Below are 17,041 nucleotides of genomic sequence, written 5' to 3'. Positions count from 1 at the left end.
TTTGTTATTTTCCGCGCCAAATCAAGATGATACGGGGTCCCTCCCGCGTGATCTTGCCCGTTTCCTTAAACCTTCGAAAGAGAGAGGCCCATGTCGGTCGATCAGAACACGGTCCGGCACATTGCGCGGCTTGCGCGCATTGCCGTTACGGATGAAGAAGTCGCTCCGCTTGCCAAGGAGCTGTCCTCCATTCTCGATTGGGTGGAGCAGCTTGGCGAAGTGAATACGGACAATGTCGAGCCGATGGCGAGCGTCGAGAATCTGGCTTTGCCGATGCGCGAGGATGTCGTGACCGATGGCAATATTCAGGACCAGGTGACGAAGAACGCGCCAGGCGCCGATGACGGCTTTTTTGCCGTCCCCAAGGTTGTGGAATAGGAGCGCGGCATGACGGATCTGACAAAACTCACCCTGGCCGAAGCGCGCGACAAGCTGAAAGCCAAGGAAATCACCTCGAGCGAGCTGACCGGCGCTTACATCAAAGAGATGGAAGGCGCGCGGTCGCTCAATGCTTATGTGCTGGAAACCGCCGAGAAGGCCGCCGAGATGGCCAAGGCGTCCGACGCGCGGCTGCAAAAGGGCGAGGGCGGGCCGCTGGAAGGCATTCCGCTCGGCATCAAGGACCTGTTCTGCACTGAGGGCGTGCGCACCACGGCCTGCAGCCACATTCTGGACGGCTTCACGCCGACTTATGAATCTACCGTGACGAGCCAGCTTTGGCGCGACGGGGCGGTGATGCTCGGCAAACTCAATAATGACGAATTCGCCATGGGCTCCTCCAATGAGACGAGCTATTACGGATCGGTGACGAACCCGTGGAAGGGCAAGGGCGAGGATAAAGCGCTTGTGCCCGGCGGTTCTTCCGGCGGCTCTTCGGCTGCGGTGGCCGCGCGCACGGCGCTTGCGGCAACGGCGACGGATACGGGCGGCTCGATCCGCCAGCCCGCCGCCTTTACCGGCACCGTGGGCATCAAGCCGACTTACGGGCGCTGCTCGCGCTGGGGCATCGTCGCCTTCGCGTCTTCACTCGATCAGGCAGGGCCTATCACCCGCACGGTGAAGGACGCGGCGATCATGCTGAAATCCATGTCGGGCCATGACCCGAAGGATTCCACCAGCGTTAATCAGCCGGTGCCCGATTTCGAAAAGGCACTGACCGGGGACATCAAGGGCCTCAAAGTCGGCATTCCGCGCGAATACCGCGTGGAGGGGATGCCCGAGGAAATCGAAAAGCTCTGGACCCAAGGGATCGACTGGCTGAAAGCGGCGGGCGCGGAGATTGTCGATGTCTCGCTGCCGCATACGAAATATGCGCTGCCTGCTTATTACATCGTGGCGCCTGCCGAAGCCTCGTCCAACCTCGCGCGCTATGACGGCGTGCGCTACGGGCTGCGCGTGGAAGGCAACGACATTACGGACATGTATGAGAAGACGCGGGCAGCCGGGTTCGGCGCGGAAGTGAAGCGCCGCGTGTTGATCGGCACCTATGTTCTCTCCGCAGGTTATTACGATGCCTATTACATCAAGGCGCAGAAGATCCGCACGCTCATCGCGCAGGACTTCAAACAAGCCTATGAGAAAGTGGATGTGCTGCTGACGCCGACCGCGCCGTCGGACGCATTCGGCATTGGCGAGAAAACGGACGATCCCTTGTCCATGTATCTCAATGATGTTTTCACGGTAACGGTGAACCTTGCCGGCCTGCCGGGCATTTCGCTGCCTGCCGGGCTCAGCGCCAGAGGATTGCCGCTTGGGCTGCAGCTTATCGGCCGCGCCTTTGATGAAGAAACGTTGCTGCGCACCGCAGGTGTGCTGGAAGAGGCCGCCGGCTTCAATGCCGAGCCTGACGCCTGGTGGAGGGCCTGATCATGACGCAAGAAGCTGCAAGCAAACTGATCGAAGGGGCGACGGGCGCCTGGGAAGTGGTGATCGGACTTGAGGTTCACGCCCAGATTTCCTCCAACGCCAAACTCTTCTCCGGCGCTTCGACGGAATTCGGCGCCGAGCAAAACCAGAACGTCTCGCTCGTTGATGCGGCGATGCCGGGCATGTTGCCGGTGATCAACAAGAAATGCGTCGAGCAGGCGGTGCGCACGGGCCTCGGTCTGAAAGCGCAGATCAATCTGCGCTCCGTCTTCGACCGGAAGAATTATTTCTATCCGGACCTGCCGCAGGGCTATCAGATTTCCCAGTACAAACACCCGATCGTCGGGGAAGGGGCGGTGCTGATCGATCTGCCGGGCGGTGAAATGAAAACCGTCGGCATCGAGCGGCTGCATATGGAGCAGGACGCGGGCAAAAGCGTGCACGACCAGCACCCTTCCATGAGCTTTGTCGATCTCAACCGCTCCGGTGTGGCGCTGATGGAGATCGTGACGAAGCCGGATATGCGTTCTTCGGAAGAAGCGCAGGCCTTCGTGCGGAAATTGCGGGCGATTTTGCGGTATCTTGGTACCTGCGACGGCAATATGGAGCAGGGGTCGATGCGCGCGGACGTGAATGTGTCCGTACGCAAGCCGGGAGATGAATTCGGCACGCGCTGCGAGATCAAGAACGTCAACTCGATCCGCTTTGTCGGCCTTGCCATCGAATATGAAGCGCGCCGGCAGATCGATTTGATCGAAGATGGCGGCACGGTGGACCAGGAAACGCGTCTCTTCGACATTAAAACGGGCAAAACGCGGTCCATGCGCTCGAAAGAAGAAGCGCATGACTACCGTTATTTCCCCGATCCCGACCTTCTGCCGCTGGTTTTCAGCCAGGAATGGGTCGATGAAATTGCCAAAGATCTGCCGGAACTTCCCGATGAAAAGCGTGAGCGTTTCATCCGCGAATATGCGCTTTCGCCCTATGACGCGAGCGTGCTCGTCTCGGAAAAAGCCATCGCTTCTTTCTATGAAGAAGTTGCCGAAACGAGCGATCCGAAAGCGGCGGCGAACTGGGTGACGGGTGATTTTTTCGGTGCGCTCAACAAGGCCGGACTTGCGATCGAGAGCTCTCCGGTGAGCGCAAAACAGCTCTCCGAGCTCATTAATCTCATCCAGGATGGAACCATCTCCGGGCGAATCGCTAAGGAAGTTTTCGAGCTAATGTTCGATTCCGGCGACGATCCGGCGAAAATTGTCGAAGAAAAAGGCCTTCGTCAGGTGACCGATACAGGCGCCATCGAGAAGGCTGTCGACGAGGTTATCGCAGCCAATCCGGATAAAGTTGAGCAGGTAAAAGAGAAGCCGAAAATGATCGGCTGGTTTGTCGGACAAGTCATGAAATCCACGTCAGGAAAGGCGAATCCGCAAACCGTGAATGAATTGCTCGCCGAAAAATTGGGTGTGTCTTCCGATAACTGAAGATGTTTTTCCGCTTCTGAAGTGAACCGTTTGTAAACACATTTTTCTGAATGTGTTGCAGACTCGCTAACACTTGCGTGCATCAAAGTGTTGCCGAGTCAAGAGGAGACAACCATAGTATGGGTGTCTGCGTCCTTTAATTGGGGGCGCTCACTAAAGTATGTGCGTTAGGTCCTAAATTTACGTCGTCACAGGAAACGGCACATCAGGAGCGATATGGACAATGGCTACTACAGCTAAACGGAAGACCACCGCCAAAAAGAAAACGGCGGCCAAGAAAAAAGCAGCAGTGAAACGCACGGCCAAGAAGACGGCCCCGAAGCGTAAGACGGTTGCTAAGCGCAAGACAGCGGCCAAGAAGAAGACCGCTGCCAAGAAAACGGCGGCTAAGCGGAAAACCGCCGCGAAGAAGAAAGCAGCTCCGAAGCGGAAGACTGCAGCCAAGAAGAAAACGGCTGCTAAGAAGAAAGCCGCTCCGAAGCGCAAGACAGCCGCTAAAAAGAAAACGGCTGCCAAGAAGAAAACCGCTGCTAAGAAAAAGGCAGCTCCGAAGCGCAAGACCGCTGCCAAGAAGAAGGCAGCTCCCAAGCGTAAGGCTGCGGCCAAGAAGAAAGCCGCTCCCAAGCGCAAGGCTGCTGCCAAGCGTAAGGTTGCGCGCAAGAAGAAGTAATAGCCGCCATGCAATGTCCCGCCGCGCCTTAGGGCGCGGCGCGGCAGCGGCATAGGACAGTCTGACCCTCCGGCACTTCCAATGCGGCGGAACTTCCGGAAGGCAGGCAAGGCGGAACACCTCAGCCTTTAAAGGGCGGGCGCTCCGGCCTCATAAAACTGAAGATCGCGCCGAATTCCCGGGTGCCGGTGATCGCCATACCGGATGGACCTAGCGGCAAGCCGATTACGGCATTCGGATCCGGTGCGGTCTTTCAGTTTTCTTTCCTGATTTTCCCTCTCATTTCATCGGCTGGGACCTGCATCCAAACGGAGCGGCAGAACCTTCGCGCTTTGGCTGGGCTGTGCTAGGGTCGGTGCCGTAACACCGGGGGCGGTTAAAGCGTTATGAGAGAGGATGTCATGCGGGTTGTCGGGGGTCTGGTTTTTGCGTCGAGCCTTTTGGCTACAACTTTGTTTGCAGCACCTCTTGCCCATGCCGAGCGCGTTACGGCAACGGGCACGCGGGTGGAGAACGACACGTTCGGCACCGCCAATGTTTGGGGCCGCTCGCTCGACCTGCCCGAGGCCGGCAAGATCGTGCGCGTGATGGGCGGGACCTACGGCTTTCAGCTTGTAAACAAGGATGGCGATATCGTCGGCGATTTTCTTTTTCCCGAAGATGCGGTCGGTTTTGAATTGCCGGCAGGTTCCTATGCGCTGCGTCCCTTGATCTGCCGGATACACCGCCACCATCACGTCGAAGTGACCGTGGAATACTAAGTGGTCCGTGCCTTACGCTTCTGAGCCCTTGGGTTCGGCCGTGCCGCCTCCCATATGCCATCGCAGTTGTTGAATGCGATAAACGGCCGGGCTTTGGACCCGGCGAGGGAGGCACGAATGATCGATCTTTACACCTGGACCACGCCGAACGGCCGCAAGGTTTCCGTCATGCTGGAAGAATGCGGCCTTCCTTATGAGGCACATGCAATCGACATTTCCAAAGGCGCGCAGTTCGAACCGGACTTCGTGAAAATCGCGCCGAATTCGAAAATTCCCGCCATTGTCGACCGGGAGACGGGCGTCTCCTTATTCGAGTCCGGCGCTATTCTCGTCTATCTCGCGGAGAAGACGGGCAAGTTCCTGCCGAAGGAGGGTGAGGGCCGCGCCAAGGTGCTTGAATGGCTGTTCTGGCAGATGGCGAATATCGGCCCGATGATGGGGCAGGCCAATCACTTCGCCAATGTTGCGCCGGAAAAAATTCCTTATGCGATCGACCGGTATATGGGTGAAACCGCGCGTCTTCTGAAGGTGATGGACGATCAATTGGGGCGTACGGACTATCTGGCCGGGGACTATTCGATCGCCGATATGGCCACCTATCCCTGGGTTTCCGTAGGGTTCGAGATGATCAAGTCGCTGAAAGGCGACATTGTCGGCGATGGGAATAACGTCTCACGCTGGCTTGCCGCCAACGCGGCGCGCCCTGCCGTGGAGCGTGGCATGAAAGTCCCAGTCGTTAGCTGATTTGCAAAAAAATCCGGCTGCTGATGAAGAATCCATCCTTGTTAACCAAATTTTCAAGCGATGGATTTTTCATTAACCTCGTTGCAGGCGGATGTCCTGCTTGTTTGTCGGGGGGCTCCTCCAAGTAAGGGAGTATGGGAGCCTGAGGCATCATCGAGGAGGCTGGCACGATGGCTCGTGTACAAATCGATGCCCTTCAGAAATGCGAAATGGCCGCCGAAGGCGGGCAGAGCGAAGCCCTTTACAGTTTGGGGCTGATCTACGCCACGGGTAAAGGTGTGGATGTCGACTATGTGACGGCACATAAGTGGTTCAATCTTGCGGCCATGCGGGGCAATCATGCCGCCCGCGATTGCCGCACCGAGATTGCCCGCGATATGTCGCCGGACGAAATTGCCGACGCTCAGCGCCAGGCACGGGAGTGGCTTTCGCAGCACTGATAGGGTGGATCCATAGGACTGGCGGACACTATCCAGCCAGCAGTAAGAAAGTAAGCGTATATGTTTTTGCTTTGACAGGTCCGGACGCTACGGCGTGCGGGCCTTTTATTTTGCCCGGAGCTTTGCCTGGCCGGGCGGGCCTCACGTCTTCGTGACACTTGCCGTTTAAGCGCGTATTTTCCGCCCAGATTCGTTTTCCGCCGCGTTAACAATGAAGAAAGAGAGCCGGTCATGACCCTGCCAGCAGAAAATCTCATTGAGCTCCTCGACCTTGAAGCCATCGAGCAGAACCTTTTCCGCGGCCACAGCCCCGATGCAAGCTGGCAGCGCGTGTTCGGCGGGCAGGTGATTGCGCAGGCGCTTTCCGCCGCTTACCGCACGGTGCCCGAAGACCGGGTCTGTCATTCGCTCCATGCTTATTTCATCCGCCCCGGCGATCCCAAAGTGCCGATCCTTTACGAGGTGGACCGGGCGCGGGACGGCAAGAGCTTTACGACGCGCCGCGTCGTCGCCATTCAGCACGGCAAGCAGATTTTCAACCTGGCCAGCTCCTTTCAGGTGATGGAAGAAGGTTTCGAGCATCAGGTGGAGATGCCCGACGTGCCGCAGCCCGAAGACCTGCCGACGGAGCGGGAGCGGCGCAAGGAAATCATGGACCGGCTGCCGCCGGAAATCGCCACGCATTTTGCCCGCCCGCGCCCCATCGAAGTGCGCGCCGTCGATCCGCAGGCCTATATCAAGCCGGAGCCGATGGAGCCGCTGCAGAACGTTTGGATCAAGACCACGCGGCCGACGCCGGATGATTTGCGCATCCATCAATGCGTGCTTGCCTATGCCTCCGACATGACGCTGCTCGACACCTGCGTGCGCCCGCATGGGGTGAGCTGGATTTCCGGCAAGCTGCAATCGGCCAGCCTTGACCACGCCATGTGGTTCCACCGGCCCTTCAGCGTCGATGAGTGGATGCTGTACTCGCAGGATGCGCCCACTTCGCAAGGGGCGCGCGGCTTCAACCGGGGCAGCATTTTCACGCGGGACGGCAAGCTTGCCGCCTCCGTCGCCCAGGAAGGGCTGATCCGCTATCACGGCACGCGCAAGAGCTCTTAAAGCTAGAGCTGGTGCGCGTGAAGCGGCTTTGCCGGGGCAAGCGCCAGGGCGGCGCATAAGAACCCGCAGGCGCCCATGAAAAGCGTGATGTTGATGAGGGATTCCGGCACCAGCGCGGACGCGGCGCTGATTGCCCCTGCCAGCATGAACTGCGTAAAGCCCATGATCGAGGCGGCGGTGCCGGCCTGATGCTCGAAATGATGCATGGCGCAGGCCTGCGCATTCGGCCCGATCATGCCGAGCGAGCCGACGGACACCATCATGCAGGGCACGAACATCCAAAGACCGATATCGAAGGCGGCGGCCGCAACGAGCCCGCCGATGGCGAGCGCCTGAACGGGCACGGAGAATTTCAGAATATGATCGGGGTCCATTCGCTTTAAAAGAAAGCGGTTGAGAAAATTGCAGCCCGCCATGGTGGCGATATTCGCCGCGAAGACCGCCGAGAAACCAAACTCCGAAAGGCCGAACCATTTTTGATAGATGTAGGAGGCATGCGTCAGGAAGATCAGCATGGAGGAAAAGCCGAGCGTGATGATCATGATGAAACGCAGCGCCGAAGGATTGCTCAGCACCGCCAGATAGGCGGGCAGCAGGCGGTAATCGCGCGGCGCCCGCTTGATCGTCTCAAGCCTTGCGAAAAGCCCGAACCAGAGCAGCACGATCATCATGGCGGAATAAGCGGCGAGAAAGATGAAGATCATCGGCCAATCGGAGACGGCCAGAATGGCGCTGCCGACGGTGGGCGCGATGGCCGGCGCGATGATCATGATGAGGCCGATCAGGGAGAAGAGCGTTGCCGCTTCCCGGCCCGTTGCCCGGTCGCGCACGATGGCAGGAACGGAGACCGCGGTGAAGCCCGCGCCGAAAGCCTGCGCCGCGCGCCAGATCAAAAGCTCGGTGAGGCTGCCTGAAAGGGCGATCAGCACGCTGGAGAGGGAAAACACCGCAACGCCCGACAGCATCACCCAGCGCCGCCCGAAACTGTCCGAAAGGGCCCCGCCGAAAAGCTGCCCGAAGGCGAAGGCCAGCATATAGACGGAGATGGTCAGCGAGACGTCATGCACCTCCACGCCCAGCGTCTCGGCGATGCGGGGGAAGGAGGGCAGATAAGCGTCGATGGCGAAAGGCCCCATCGCCACCGTCATCGCCAGCAGAATGGTCAGCCGGGCGGTCGAGATCATGTCGTCTCCGGGATTTGGTCCGAGATTGGATAGGGGCTGAGGGCGGAGATAAAGCGGCGCCGGTCCCGCGTTACTTAAGGGCGCGCTTCGGCCTCTACAATGCAAAAACCGCTGCAAAAATGCAAAGGGCGGCTCCGGGAAACCCCGGAGCCGCCCATAAATGCCTCACACACGGCGCTGAGCGCGCCTTTCGCTTAAAAACGGATCTCCATGCCCACATAAAGCGCGCGCCCGTCACCGGGGTTGTAGAGCGCGTCTGCGGCCGTTGCCACAGGCCGGGCATTGGTGTTGGAGATATAGGTCCGGTCGAGGAGGTTGCGCCCATCGGCATAGACGCTGAGGCCGTTGCCGAAATCATAGCCGGCTTTGACGCCGTAAATGACGTAATCCTCGGTCTTGAAGGCGTCCGTATTGGCGTTGTCGACGTGATAGCCCTCCGGCACCCATTCGGCATTGGGGGCGATGTAGAAGCCGTCCTCGTTCTCATAGCGCAGCTCGGTGCGCAGGAAATGCTTCGGCGCGCCCGGCAGCTCGTTGTCGCCGAAGGCCGCGTCGCCGTCGAAATGGAAATCGTTCAGCGTGTAAGCCTGACGCCAGAAGAGCTTGTCATCGCCCGGCGCGGCGAAAATGCCGTCCAGCAATTTGACATTGAGCCCGAGCTCGATGCCCTGATGGATGGTTTCATCGGCATTGAGCGCAAAGCCGCCCTGGCCGCTGCCCGGCGTTACGAAGAGCTGCAGTTCGTTCTCGATCCAGGCGCGGTAAAGCGAAAGATCCCAACCGATCCACTCATTACCGCCCCGCGTGCCGATTTCCGCCGTCCAGGCTTCCTGCGGATCGAGATCGGCAAAGCCGGGCGCGGAAGAAGGGTTGAGCTCGGAAAAGGTCGGCGGCTCGGACGAGCGGGAGACATTGGCAAAGAGCTGCGCGTCTTCCGTCACATCCCACAGCACACCGAGTTTCGGGTTGAAACTCGTGAAGGTTTTGCGGCCCGTGTCATTGCCATTGGAGAGTTGATTGTCGTCGAGCTCGCGGATGGAATGATTGAGCTGCGCCCCGGCGATCAGCGCGATGCCGGTGGTGAGATAGTGCTCGATCTCGCCATAAAGTTCGTAATTGTAGGATTTCTCATCCACATCGTTGAACTGAATGGAGCCGCGCGAGCCGCCGATATTCTGCCAGATGCGCGCCCGATTGATCCCGGCAATGACATTGGCCCCGAGCGTGATCCGCGAGCGGTTGCCGAAAAGCTCACCCTCCTGTGTGCCGCGCGCGTAAAGGCCGGCATTCTCATAGGAATTGTCGATCACGCCGAAAGAGAGCGGGTGAAAGAGATCCTTGTTCGTGTAAGAGGCGCCGAGCATCACATCCCAGTCGCCCAGGATGAACGAGGTGCGGTTGGCAACGCGAATGGAATCGATGTCGCGGGCCGTGTCCTGCGTGAAGCTCGATGTCTGCGTGCTTTGCGGGCTGGTCAGTGCCTGCGCTTTCGTCAGCGAGCTCGGGATGTCCTGATCGATCGTGTTGAGATTGAGATAGAAGCGGGTTTCGACCTTAGGGCTCACCCGGTAGCCGAGATTACCGGAGAAGCGCAGATAATCCTGCTCGGTGTGATCGCGGTAGCCGTCGGAGCTGGAATAGGTGGGGCTGGCATAATAATCCCACTTGCCTTCAACGCCGCCTGCAGCAAGCTGCACACGCTTCGTGCCGAAGCTGCCGATCTCCACGCGCGAAAGATAAGCGGGTGCATTGTAGCCGGTGGGGGAGACGAAATTGATCGCCCCGCCCAGCGAGGCGGCGCCATATTGCAGGGCGTTACCGCCCCGGTAGACCTCGGTATAGCGGAAGGTCAGCGGATCGATTTCCTGCGGGTCGCCCCCGCCATCGGCCTCATTGATCGGAATGCCGTCAATGAGAAGGCGGATACCGCGCAGATGGAAGTTGCGAGAAAGGCCCGAGCCGCGGATCGAAAGGCGCAAATCCTCCTGGCCGTATTTCGGCTGCACGAAGACGCCCGGCACGAAGTCCAGAACGTCTTTGAGGTTCGCCGCGCGCCCATCCCTGTAATCTTCCGCCGGGACGGCTTTCACCGCGCCCGGTATGCGCGAGAGCTGTTCTTCGGCCGCCTCGAAACTCGGCACGGTGAGAGAGGGCTCGGCCTCTGCCGAGACGGTGATGCCCGGTAGGGTGAGCGGTGTGTGTTCGGCCAGTGCCGGGGCGGCGCACAGGCTGAGGGTGGCGGCGCCGGCAAGGCGCAGCCCGAAGGGTGTCGGGATCATGTGTCTTCTCCGGCGGCTTAATGGTTGTGATGCGCGTTTTGCGCGGGCATCAGAGTGAGCGCAGGGGCGGGCGAGGCAGGATGCGCGCCGCCTTCCTCCGCAATCTCGTTCCAGTTGCGGGTGCCTTGCTCGCAGGTCTGGAGCACCGGGAAATAGAGCGTGGTTTCTTTGTCCACTGCTGGAAGCCGCATGTGGATTTTGAAGGCATCGAACTGCGCATCGGGCAGCTTGCCGTGCCGCCAGGTGATCGCCTCGATCGCTTCCTCAAAGACCGCCCCATGCGGGCCTTCCACAGGCTCGGGCAGCGGCTTCTTGACGATTTCAAGCTGCCAGCCGGGTTTCGGTTGCGGCTTGGCGACCAGCGTGCCCTCGGGCAGCGTGATGCTCAGGCCCGTCGTGGCCGAGCCTTCGCAGCCATGGGGGGCAAGGAAAGTGGCCTGGAAATAGCTGTCCGCAGGGGCGTTCGTGGTTTCCAGAACGATATGCGCCTTGGCCGGAGCGGTAAGAAAAGCGGGTAGGGCGATAAGTGCGGCGCCGAGCGCAGCTTTCAAAGAAGAATTAGACATTGGGTCCCTCAAATGACAGTGCGGGCGCGCGTACGCGCCCCGGTAGATCGGCAGTCAGATGAGGAAAAAGGGCGGGGCCTGCGCGCCGAGCGGCGGGCCGATGGCAGGCGGCAGTACCACGCCGTGCCCTTGCGGGGCACGCGGGGATGCAGCGGCGGGCAGGGCCATCGCCGTCAGCGTGATCTCGGGTGCGGCGATGTAATGGGCCGTCGCAGTCCAGTAAAGACAGCCGGTGCTTTCCGCCCCGCCGTCTTCATCCTGCGAGATGGCGTTACCCGCGGCATCCAGCGTCAGTGTTTTCAGCCCCGAGGCCGAACAGATGACGATGGTGAAGCTGCCATCCTCCGCCCGCGCGCCGGGCATATAACCGGCGGGCAGCAGCGCATTCAAAAACAGCACGAAAAGCGACAGCCAAAGGACTGTGCGCTTTGCATCCCGTTTCATATGGCGGGCAGCTTGCGTCATGGCCGCCAACCTACCCACAGTTCCCGCCAAGGGCGAGCGGGAATCGCCCGGCGATCATGCGATTGTGATTGATGTTTAGCGCTGGGAAGGTGGGCAAAGGGTTTGTTCTGTAACCGGATGCCGCGGATTCTTGGAGATTTCCTTGTGCAGGTTAAAATATGAAGCTGTGTCATGATTTAGGTTATTAGGAAATTAGCGGGTGAGGGGAATGGATAACCGAGCTTTTGACTATGCAGTGCACTCAGATTTTCTGATTCACTGGACCGGGCGTGATATCGACCAAGATGCTAATGCAGTCGCTGCCCAAGCAGCTGGCGAGGATGATAAAGAGCCTTGGTATGAAAAGGCCTCGTCGCGCACCGAAGGTGAATTTACAGAACGATATGTCGAGCGGTTTAGAAATATCCTCAAGCATGGCTTGTGGATGACTGAAGATCCTCTTTTTGACCCCACTTTAGGCGCCGCCAAGGCCCCGCAAACTTGTTTTACCGAACTTAGAGTCTCATTAGCTCGTAGACATGCACGCAAGTTTGGCCGGTTGGGCATCGGACTGAAAAGATTTTTTCTTTTCAAACGAGGAGGGCGGCCAATGGTCTACTTTGGCGATCCGTCTGTTGTTCAGGATGTGCTTTTGGAGGCATGTAAATCTGACTTAAAGAACAAGGTGCTGCTGAATTTCTTCAAGCCGATGCACGAAATAGATAGTCGACTAAATGACAATAAGTTCCACTATGAGCTCTACTCAGAGTCTGAATGGCGAATAGTTTATAATGACCAACCGCAAATAGTTGACCCGAGAGCGGCAGATTGCGTTGCTGCTGCAGAGTACTACAACAGCCTAACTGCGCAGGAACAGGAGAAGTTAAAGTACCTCATTCCACTTGATTATCATTTAGGGTTAGTCATCTACCCGTCGTTAGCAGTGAAGCGGGCTGTGCGTCACGATGAGGAAATTCAGTATCTCCTCGCCCACATGACTTTAAGAACGGGAGAGAAGGTATTTCCTATCGAAGTCGATTTGGATGCCTGCCGAAATTTCTAACAGGCGATTCATGCGGTACGACTCAAACTGGCACTTGCTTCGTTAGCTGTGATCCGGGCGTCCCGCGGCATTGCCCGCGCGGGCGGCGGCTCTCGCTGATCTTACGTAAGGCGAGCGTTCTGGCATGAAGTAGACCGTATTGTGGGAACGGGATGAGAACAGAATCCCCGCGGATTCCCCAGCAAATTTGAGCGCGATCCTGCACGTTCCTGCAAGGTTCTGCACGATCCTGCAAGGTCAGAAAAACGGGAAAGGGGCCAGTTTCGGCTTGAAAGGCCAAGATTTCTGCGGCATACACGGCGGCGGAGAGGTGGCCGAGTGGTCGAAGGCGCTCCCCTGCTAAGGGAGTAGACGTCAAAAGCGTCTCGTGGGTTCGAATCCCATCCTCTCCGCCATCTTCCCCCACATTTTCTGTTCTGTTTCCAGCCTGCGGTTGAGACTCGGTTCTTGTCATCACACGCGGCTAGGCCGGCAAGTTGAGCTGCCAGGAAACGCCGTAGCGGTCGGCGAGCCAGCCGAAGCGCTGGCTGAAGCCGTAATCGTCCAGCGGCATCATGACCTGGCCGCCCTCCGACAATTTGGCGAAGGCCGCCTCGATTTCTTCCGCCGTTTCAAGATCGACATAGAGCGAGATGGAGGGGGTGAAAGTGAAGTCATGCATGGGCGGGCTGTCGAAGATGATCAGTTCATGGCCTGCGAAGGAAACAGGCGCGGTTTTGAAGGCGCCGGTGGGCCCCGGTTCCCCTTCCACATAGCGTTCGATGTCGCCCACCTGAAAATCGCTGAAAACGGACGCATAAAGTCTGACGGCGTTTTCCGCCTCGCCTTGAAACATCATATGCGTTTTGACTTTTGACATGCGCTTCCCCTTGAGGCTGGTGAGTGTGTTGTTCGGGGCGGCATCTTAGCGGGAGGCGGAGTGGGGTTCGACCGCTTGCCCGTTGGAAAGCGCCAATCGCAAAGAGTTTTATTTGCTGCTGGATTGCTCCTCGCCGTCTTTCGTTTTCACCCAGCGGTGCTCGATGCGGCCCATGAGATGAAGGACGAAGAGGCCGAGCAGGGCGACGAAGAGGGCGAAGAGAACCTGGCCCGCGCCCGCGATGAGGCCGATGGCGCCGGTGAGCCAGATGCTCGCGCCCGTGGTTAGCCCGCGCACATGCCCGCCCGATTGCAGGATGGCGCCCGCGCCGAGAAAGGCGATACCGGTCACGATCGCCTCGATGGCGCGCAAGGGGTCGAGATTGAAATCCGGCCCGTCATCGGCAAGGCGCATGGAAAGTTCGATACTGCCGACGACGAAGGCGGCCGAGGTCAGCGCCACCAGCATGCAGGTGCGCAGGCCCGCCGGTTTTTGCCGCAGCTCCCGTTCGAGCCCGATCAACGTGCCAAGCACCAATGCCGAGACCGTGCGCAGGGCGATTTCGGCGGGCGGCAGATAGGTTTCGAACTGGCCGGCGAGTGTTTCCATCATGCCGCAGAAACGATGCCTTGCCGTCTTGGTTCCGTTTCACGGGCAGGCGGCTTTCTTCAGACATACATAAACCCTTGCTGCCGCGACGTGTTTTCGCGCCTTGATGACAGCGCTATCGAAGGTGGTAAAGTTCCGCCAGAAACAAGCGGCGTCTGCCGCGCAAGGGCCATGCCCTAACGAATAGCGACAAGAACAACCGCCAAGAACAAGTACAAGGGGAGAAAGCGATGAGTGAAGCGGCGAGCGAGCTGCGCCCGGTGACGGACTACGTCAAACTGCCGGCGAATGGCGAGCCATATCTCGAAGGGCATAAATGCGGCAATTGCGGCACCGTCTTTATCGGCGCGCGCCATGTCTGCTCGAAATGTTTTGCCCGCAACAAGATGGAAGCGGTGAAGCTGCCGAATAAAGGCAAGCTCTATTCCTACACGATCGTTTACCGCTCCTTCCCCGGCGTGGAAGTGCCTTTCGTTTCCGCCGTGGTGGACATTGAAGGCGGCGGCACGGTGAAAGGCAATCTCATTAATATCGAGCCCGATCCTGCGAAAATCAAAATGGGGATGGATGTCGATGTGGTCTTCAAAGATGCGGGCCGCACCGACAAACAGGGCAACCACTATATTTCCTATTTCTTTCAACCGGCGGCGTGAGGAGGCTTAACCCATGAGCAAAGACGACGTTTATGTCATTGGCACGGATATGATCAAATTCGGCCGCTTCCCGGACCGCACGGTGCCGGACCTGGGCGCGGAAGCCGCACTCTCGGCGCTCGATGATGCCGGGCTCGGCATCAAGGACATGCAGGCGCTTTATTGCGGCAACCTCTTCCAGGCAAGCGGCATGGTGGGCCAGCGCATTCTGCACCAGATCGGCCAGACGGGCATTCCGGTGGTAAATACGGCAAATGCCTGCGCCACGGGCGCGACCGCGTTCCGCGAAGGTTGGATCGCGATCAAGGCGGGGCTGTACGATCTCGTGCTTGCGGTCGGCGTCGAGCAGATGGGCCGCGGGCTTCTCGGCGGCGGGGGAAGCGATAAGGGCATTCCCACCGAAGGGCTTCTGGGCTCGGGCACCATGCCGACGGTCTTTGCCGAGCTTGGCATGGAGCACCACAAGAAGCACGGCACGAGCTTCGAGCAGTTCGCCAAGGTGGCGGTGAAAAACCATCACCACTCCACCATGAACGACAAGGCGATGTATCAGAAGGAAACGCCGCTTGAAGAAGTGATGGGTGCGGAGATGATCTCTTATCCCAACACCAAGCTGATGTGCTCGGTGAATGTGGACGGCTCCGCCGCCGCCGTGCTCTGTTCGGAAAAGAAGGTGAAGGAACTCGGCCTCATGGACCGGGCGATCAAAGTGCGCGCGTCTGCGCTTACCTCCGATCCCTTCACCGACCGCGACCTTGTGATGCCGGACTTTTCGACCTGCACGCGCATGGCCGCGCAACAGGCTTATGAGATGGCGGGCGTTGGGCCGGAAGACCTCAACCTTGTCGAGCTGCATGACTGTTTCGCCACGGCGGAAATTTTGCACTACGAAAATCTCGGCCTCTGCAAGGACGGGGAAGCAGGCAAGATGATCGACACGGGTGCAACCGCACTGGGCGGCAAGATTCCGGTCAATGTCTCCGGCGGGCTTCTGTCCAAGGGCCATCCTTTGGGCGCGACGGGCATCGCCAATGTCTATGAGATCGTCACGCATCTCAGAGGTAAGGCCGGCAAGCGCCAGGTGGAAGGCGCACGCATGGGCATGACCCATGTGGTGGGCATGGGCAATGCCGCCGCCATCCATATTCTCGAAAAGCCGTAAGGTTCTGGAACCTCAAGGCAGGGGCCGCTCCTCCGGGAGCGGCCTTTTTCTTTTCGGCTTCGTGAAATGCCTTGAAGCTGCGTGGACCCCGGGACAAGCCCGGGGTGACAGCTTTGGTAAAAGGCAGGGCCCTGCGCCACACTCACGTGTCACCCCGGCCCCCGTGCCGGGGTCCATCTGAGGTAGTGCTAAGTGCATGGGCAAGCCGCTCCACAAAGGCGGCGCAATTCGTCCTTGCAAAGCGCGCCGCCGCGGCTATTCTCCGTCCCATGATAAACGCACGCACCATGATCGTTCCGGCCGGCCGCGTTGCCGGTCTTTGGTGGACCGCCTTTTAGGCGGTCTCCTTCGCGTGCGCGTGTCGCATATCTGAAGTTCGGGCCGCCTTTCGGGGCGGCTTTTTTGTTGGCGCTGCCCTGCCATGCGGTTCTGCCTTGCGGTTTTGCAGGAGGAAGGGCAATGAATGCCAAGTTCGAGCTGCCGGGGATCGTGCCCTGGGGGCGCAAGTTCAAGGAATATGAAGCGTTTTTCGCGCTGGATGCGGCGGCGCTTGCCGGGCCCGTGCTCGATGTGGGCGCGGGGCCGTCCTCCTTTACGGGCGAGCTTTGCGCGCGCGGCGGGCAGGGGCTTGCCGCCGATCCGCTTTATGCCGAGGCGAGCGCCGATATCGCCGCGCGTTTCGAAGCGGCACGCGCGCCGATGCGCAAGGCGATGCGGGAGGCGAAGGAGCGCTTCAACTGGAAAACCTATGGCAGCGAAAGCGCGCTTGAAACCTTAAGGGAAGAAGCCTTGCAGGCCTTCATGGCGGACCGTGCCCGCGCGTCGGAGCGTTATATAGCCGCCTCGCTGCCTGCGCTTCCTTTTGCCGACGGCACGTTCCATCTCGCGCTTTGCTCGCATCTTCTCTTTCTTTACGGGGACGATCTCGATGCCGCCTTTCATCTGCGCGCGGTCAAGGAGCTTGCGCGCGTGGCGGGGGAAGTGCGCATCTTTCCGCTGTTCAATCTTGATGGGCGCCCATCAAGCCATCTGCCTTGCGTGATGAAGCGGCTGAGGCAGGAAGGCTACGTTTGCGAGACGGTTAGAGTTCCCTTTGAGTTTCAGCTTGGGGCCCGCATGATGCTGAAAGTGAAACGATGAAGGCCGGACAAGA

General features: G+C 59.2%; 18 protein-coding genes and 1 tRNA gene. 13 read left to right on the top strand and 6 right to left on the bottom strand.

Going from position 1 to position 17,041, the window contains the following annotated elements; all coding sequences use genetic code 11:
• Positions 1 to 90 precede the first annotated feature (90 nt).
• The 8 genes from gatC (at position 91) to tesB (ending at position 7,069) form a co-directional block, all read left to right on the top strand.
• Positions 91 to 378, top strand: coding sequence for an Asp-tRNA(Asn)/Glu-tRNA(Gln) amidotransferase subunit GatC (gene gatC, locus ACOQOT_RS08730; protein ID WP_045442928.1), 288 nt, complete (start codon positions 91 to 93; stop codon positions 376 to 378).
• A gap of 9 nt (positions 379 to 387) precedes the next feature.
• On the top strand, positions 388 to 1,866 hold the full coding sequence (gene gatA, locus ACOQOT_RS08725) for an Asp-tRNA(Asn)/Glu-tRNA(Gln) amidotransferase subunit GatA (protein ID WP_420558921.1): 1,479 nt from the start codon (positions 388 to 390) through the stop codon (positions 1,864 to 1,866).
• Positions 1,867 to 1,868: 2 nt separating this feature from the next.
• On the top strand, positions 1,869 to 3,347 hold the full coding sequence (gene gatB / locus ACOQOT_RS08720) for an Asp-tRNA(Asn)/Glu-tRNA(Gln) amidotransferase subunit GatB (RefSeq protein WP_420558920.1): 1,479 nt from the start codon (positions 1,869 to 1,871) through the stop codon (positions 3,345 to 3,347).
• 223 nt (positions 3,348 to 3,570) lie between these two features.
• Positions 3,571 to 4,017 carry a hypothetical protein gene (locus tag ACOQOT_RS08715; RefSeq protein WP_420558919.1) on the top strand — a complete coding sequence of 149 codons (447 nt, stop codon included), beginning with the start codon at positions 3,571 to 3,573 and terminating at the stop codon, positions 4,015 to 4,017.
• A gap of 452 nt (positions 4,018 to 4,469) precedes the next feature.
• Positions 4,470 to 4,778, top strand: coding sequence for a hypothetical protein (locus ACOQOT_RS08710; protein WP_420558918.1), 309 nt, complete (start codon positions 4,470 to 4,472; stop codon positions 4,776 to 4,778).
• A 117-nt stretch (positions 4,779 to 4,895) separates the two neighbouring features.
• Positions 4,896 to 5,522: a glutathione S-transferase N-terminal domain-containing protein gene (locus ACOQOT_RS08705; RefSeq protein WP_420558917.1), complete on the top strand. Its 627-nt coding sequence runs from the start codon at positions 4,896 to 4,898 to the stop codon at positions 5,520 to 5,522.
• A gap of 170 nt (positions 5,523 to 5,692) precedes the next feature.
• The gene (locus ACOQOT_RS08700) at positions 5,693 to 5,962 is read left to right on the top strand and encodes an SEL1-like repeat protein (RefSeq protein WP_121879367.1); all 270 of its coding nucleotides are present in this window, start codon (positions 5,693 to 5,695) and stop codon (positions 5,960 to 5,962) included.
• A gap of 231 nt (positions 5,963 to 6,193) precedes the next feature.
• The gene (gene tesB, locus ACOQOT_RS08695) at positions 6,194 to 7,069 is read left to right on the top strand and encodes an acyl-CoA thioesterase II (RefSeq protein WP_420558916.1); all 876 of its coding nucleotides are present in this window, start codon (positions 6,194 to 6,196) and stop codon (positions 7,067 to 7,069) included.
• 2 nt (positions 7,070 to 7,071) lie between these two features.
• Here the strand turns inward: tesB and ACOQOT_RS08690 are convergent, their stop codons facing one another.
• From ACOQOT_RS08690 to ACOQOT_RS08675, 4 genes are all read right to left on the bottom strand, one after another.
• A complete protein-coding gene (locus ACOQOT_RS08690) occupies positions 7,072 to 8,253 on the bottom strand; it encodes a multidrug effflux MFS transporter (RefSeq protein WP_420558915.1) in 1,182 nt (393 codons plus the stop codon).
• 194 nt (positions 8,254 to 8,447) lie between these two features.
• Complete coding sequence (locus ACOQOT_RS08685; RefSeq protein ID WP_420558914.1) at positions 8,448 to 10,532, bottom strand: TonB-dependent receptor family protein; 2,085 nt, start codon at positions 10,530 to 10,532, stop codon at positions 8,448 to 8,450.
• 17 nt (positions 10,533 to 10,549) lie between these two features.
• A complete protein-coding gene (locus tag ACOQOT_RS08680; RefSeq protein WP_420558913.1) occupies positions 10,550 to 11,098 on the bottom strand; it encodes a YcnI family protein in 549 nt (182 codons plus the stop codon).
• 54 nt (positions 11,099 to 11,152) lie between these two features.
• On the bottom strand, positions 11,153 to 11,563 hold the full coding sequence (locus tag ACOQOT_RS08675; RefSeq protein ID WP_420558912.1) for a DUF2946 family protein: 411 nt from the start codon (positions 11,561 to 11,563) through the stop codon (positions 11,153 to 11,155).
• 208 nt (positions 11,564 to 11,771) lie between these two features.
• On the opposite strand from ACOQOT_RS08675, the gene ACOQOT_RS08670 reads away from it, so the two are divergent.
• Positions 11,772 to 12,605, top strand: a complete 834-nt coding sequence (locus ACOQOT_RS08670) for a hypothetical protein (RefSeq protein WP_420558911.1) — start codon at positions 11,772 to 11,774, stop codon at positions 12,603 to 12,605.
• Positions 12,606 to 12,909: 304 nt separating this feature from the next.
• A tRNA-Ser gene (locus ACOQOT_RS08665) sits at positions 12,910 to 13,000 on the top strand.
• 68 nt (positions 13,001 to 13,068) lie between these two features.
• Here ACOQOT_RS08665 and ACOQOT_RS08660 read toward each other — a convergent pair.
• Together ACOQOT_RS08660 and ACOQOT_RS08655 are read right to left on the bottom strand one after the other, a co-directional pair.
• The gene (locus ACOQOT_RS08660; RefSeq protein ID WP_420558910.1) at positions 13,069 to 13,464 is read right to left on the bottom strand and encodes a VOC family protein; all 396 of its coding nucleotides are present in this window, start codon (positions 13,462 to 13,464) and stop codon (positions 13,069 to 13,071) included.
• A gap of 108 nt (positions 13,465 to 13,572) precedes the next feature.
• On the bottom strand, positions 13,573 to 14,076 hold the full coding sequence (locus ACOQOT_RS08655) for an MgtC/SapB family protein (protein WP_420558909.1): 504 nt from the start codon (positions 14,074 to 14,076) through the stop codon (positions 13,573 to 13,575).
• 227 nt (positions 14,077 to 14,303) lie between these two features.
• On the opposite strand from ACOQOT_RS08655, the gene ACOQOT_RS08650 reads away from it, so the two are divergent.
• The 3 genes from ACOQOT_RS08650 (at position 14,304) to ACOQOT_RS08640 (ending at position 17,028) form a co-directional block, all read left to right on the top strand.
• Entirely contained in the window at positions 14,304 to 14,726 is a 423-nt protein-coding gene (locus ACOQOT_RS08650) for a Zn-ribbon domain-containing OB-fold protein (protein WP_420558908.1), read from the top strand.
• A gap of 13 nt (positions 14,727 to 14,739) precedes the next feature.
• Complete coding sequence (locus tag ACOQOT_RS08645; protein ID WP_420558907.1) at positions 14,740 to 15,888, top strand: thiolase family protein; 1,149 nt, start codon at positions 14,740 to 14,742, stop codon at positions 15,886 to 15,888.
• 459 nt (positions 15,889 to 16,347) lie between these two features.
• Positions 16,348 to 17,028 (top strand): hypothetical protein, encoded by a 681-nt coding sequence (locus ACOQOT_RS08640; protein WP_420558906.1) that lies wholly within the window; start codon positions 16,348 to 16,350, stop codon positions 17,026 to 17,028.
• Positions 17,029 to 17,041 lie beyond the last annotated feature (13 nt).

Source organism: Tepidicaulis sp. (genome assembly GCF_965222285.1).
GTDB lineage: Bacteria > Pseudomonadota > Alphaproteobacteria > Parvibaculales > Parvibaculaceae > Tepidicaulis.
This window is presented reverse-complemented; position numbering and strand designations above follow the sequence as displayed.

Excerpts from the sequence above, each read along its gene's own strand:
- gatC (WP_045442928.1), top strand. The coding sequence starts at position 91 with ATGTCGGTCGATCAGAACACGGTCCGGCACATTGCGCGGCTTGCGCGC.
- gatA (WP_420558921.1), top strand. The coding sequence starts at position 388 with ATGACGGATCTGACAAAACTCACCCTGGCCGAAGCGCGCGACAAGCTG.
- gatB (WP_420558920.1), top strand. The coding sequence starts at position 1,869 with ATGACGCAAGAAGCTGCAAGCAAACTGATCGAAGGGGCGACGGGCGCC.
- ACOQOT_RS08715 (WP_420558919.1), top strand. The coding sequence starts at position 3,571 with ATGGCTACTACAGCTAAACGGAAGACCACCGCCAAAAAGAAAACGGCG.
- ACOQOT_RS08705 (WP_420558917.1), top strand. The coding sequence starts at position 4,896 with ATGATCGATCTTTACACCTGGACCACGCCGAACGGCCGCAAGGTTTCC.
- ACOQOT_RS08700 (WP_121879367.1), top strand. The coding sequence starts at position 5,693 with ATGGCTCGTGTACAAATCGATGCCCTTCAGAAATGCGAAATGGCCGCC.
- tesB (WP_420558916.1), top strand. The coding sequence starts at position 6,194 with ATGACCCTGCCAGCAGAAAATCTCATTGAGCTCCTCGACCTTGAAGCC.
- ACOQOT_RS08690 (WP_420558915.1), bottom strand. The coding sequence starts at position 8,253 with ATGATCTCGACCGCCCGGCTGACCATTCTGCTGGCGATGACGGTGGCG.
- ACOQOT_RS08685 (WP_420558914.1), bottom strand. The coding sequence starts at position 10,532 with ATGATCCCGACACCCTTCGGGCTGCGCCTTGCCGGCGCCGCCACCCTC.
- ACOQOT_RS08680 (WP_420558913.1), bottom strand. The coding sequence starts at position 11,098 with ATGTCTAATTCTTCTTTGAAAGCTGCGCTCGGCGCCGCACTTATCGCC.
- ACOQOT_RS08675 (WP_420558912.1), bottom strand. The coding sequence starts at position 11,563 with ATGACGCAAGCTGCCCGCCATATGAAACGGGATGCAAAGCGCACAGTC.
- ACOQOT_RS08670 (WP_420558911.1), top strand. The coding sequence starts at position 11,772 with ATGGATAACCGAGCTTTTGACTATGCAGTGCACTCAGATTTTCTGATT.
- ACOQOT_RS08660 (WP_420558910.1), bottom strand. The coding sequence starts at position 13,464 with ATGTCAAAAGTCAAAACGCATATGATGTTTCAAGGCGAGGCGGAAAAC.
- ACOQOT_RS08655 (WP_420558909.1), bottom strand. The coding sequence starts at position 14,076 with ATGATGGAAACACTCGCCGGCCAGTTCGAAACCTATCTGCCGCCCGCC.
- ACOQOT_RS08650 (WP_420558908.1), top strand. The coding sequence starts at position 14,304 with ATGAGTGAAGCGGCGAGCGAGCTGCGCCCGGTGACGGACTACGTCAAA.
- ACOQOT_RS08645 (WP_420558907.1), top strand. The coding sequence starts at position 14,740 with ATGAGCAAAGACGACGTTTATGTCATTGGCACGGATATGATCAAATTC.
- ACOQOT_RS08640 (WP_420558906.1), top strand. The coding sequence starts at position 16,348 with ATGAATGCCAAGTTCGAGCTGCCGGGGATCGTGCCCTGGGGGCGCAAG.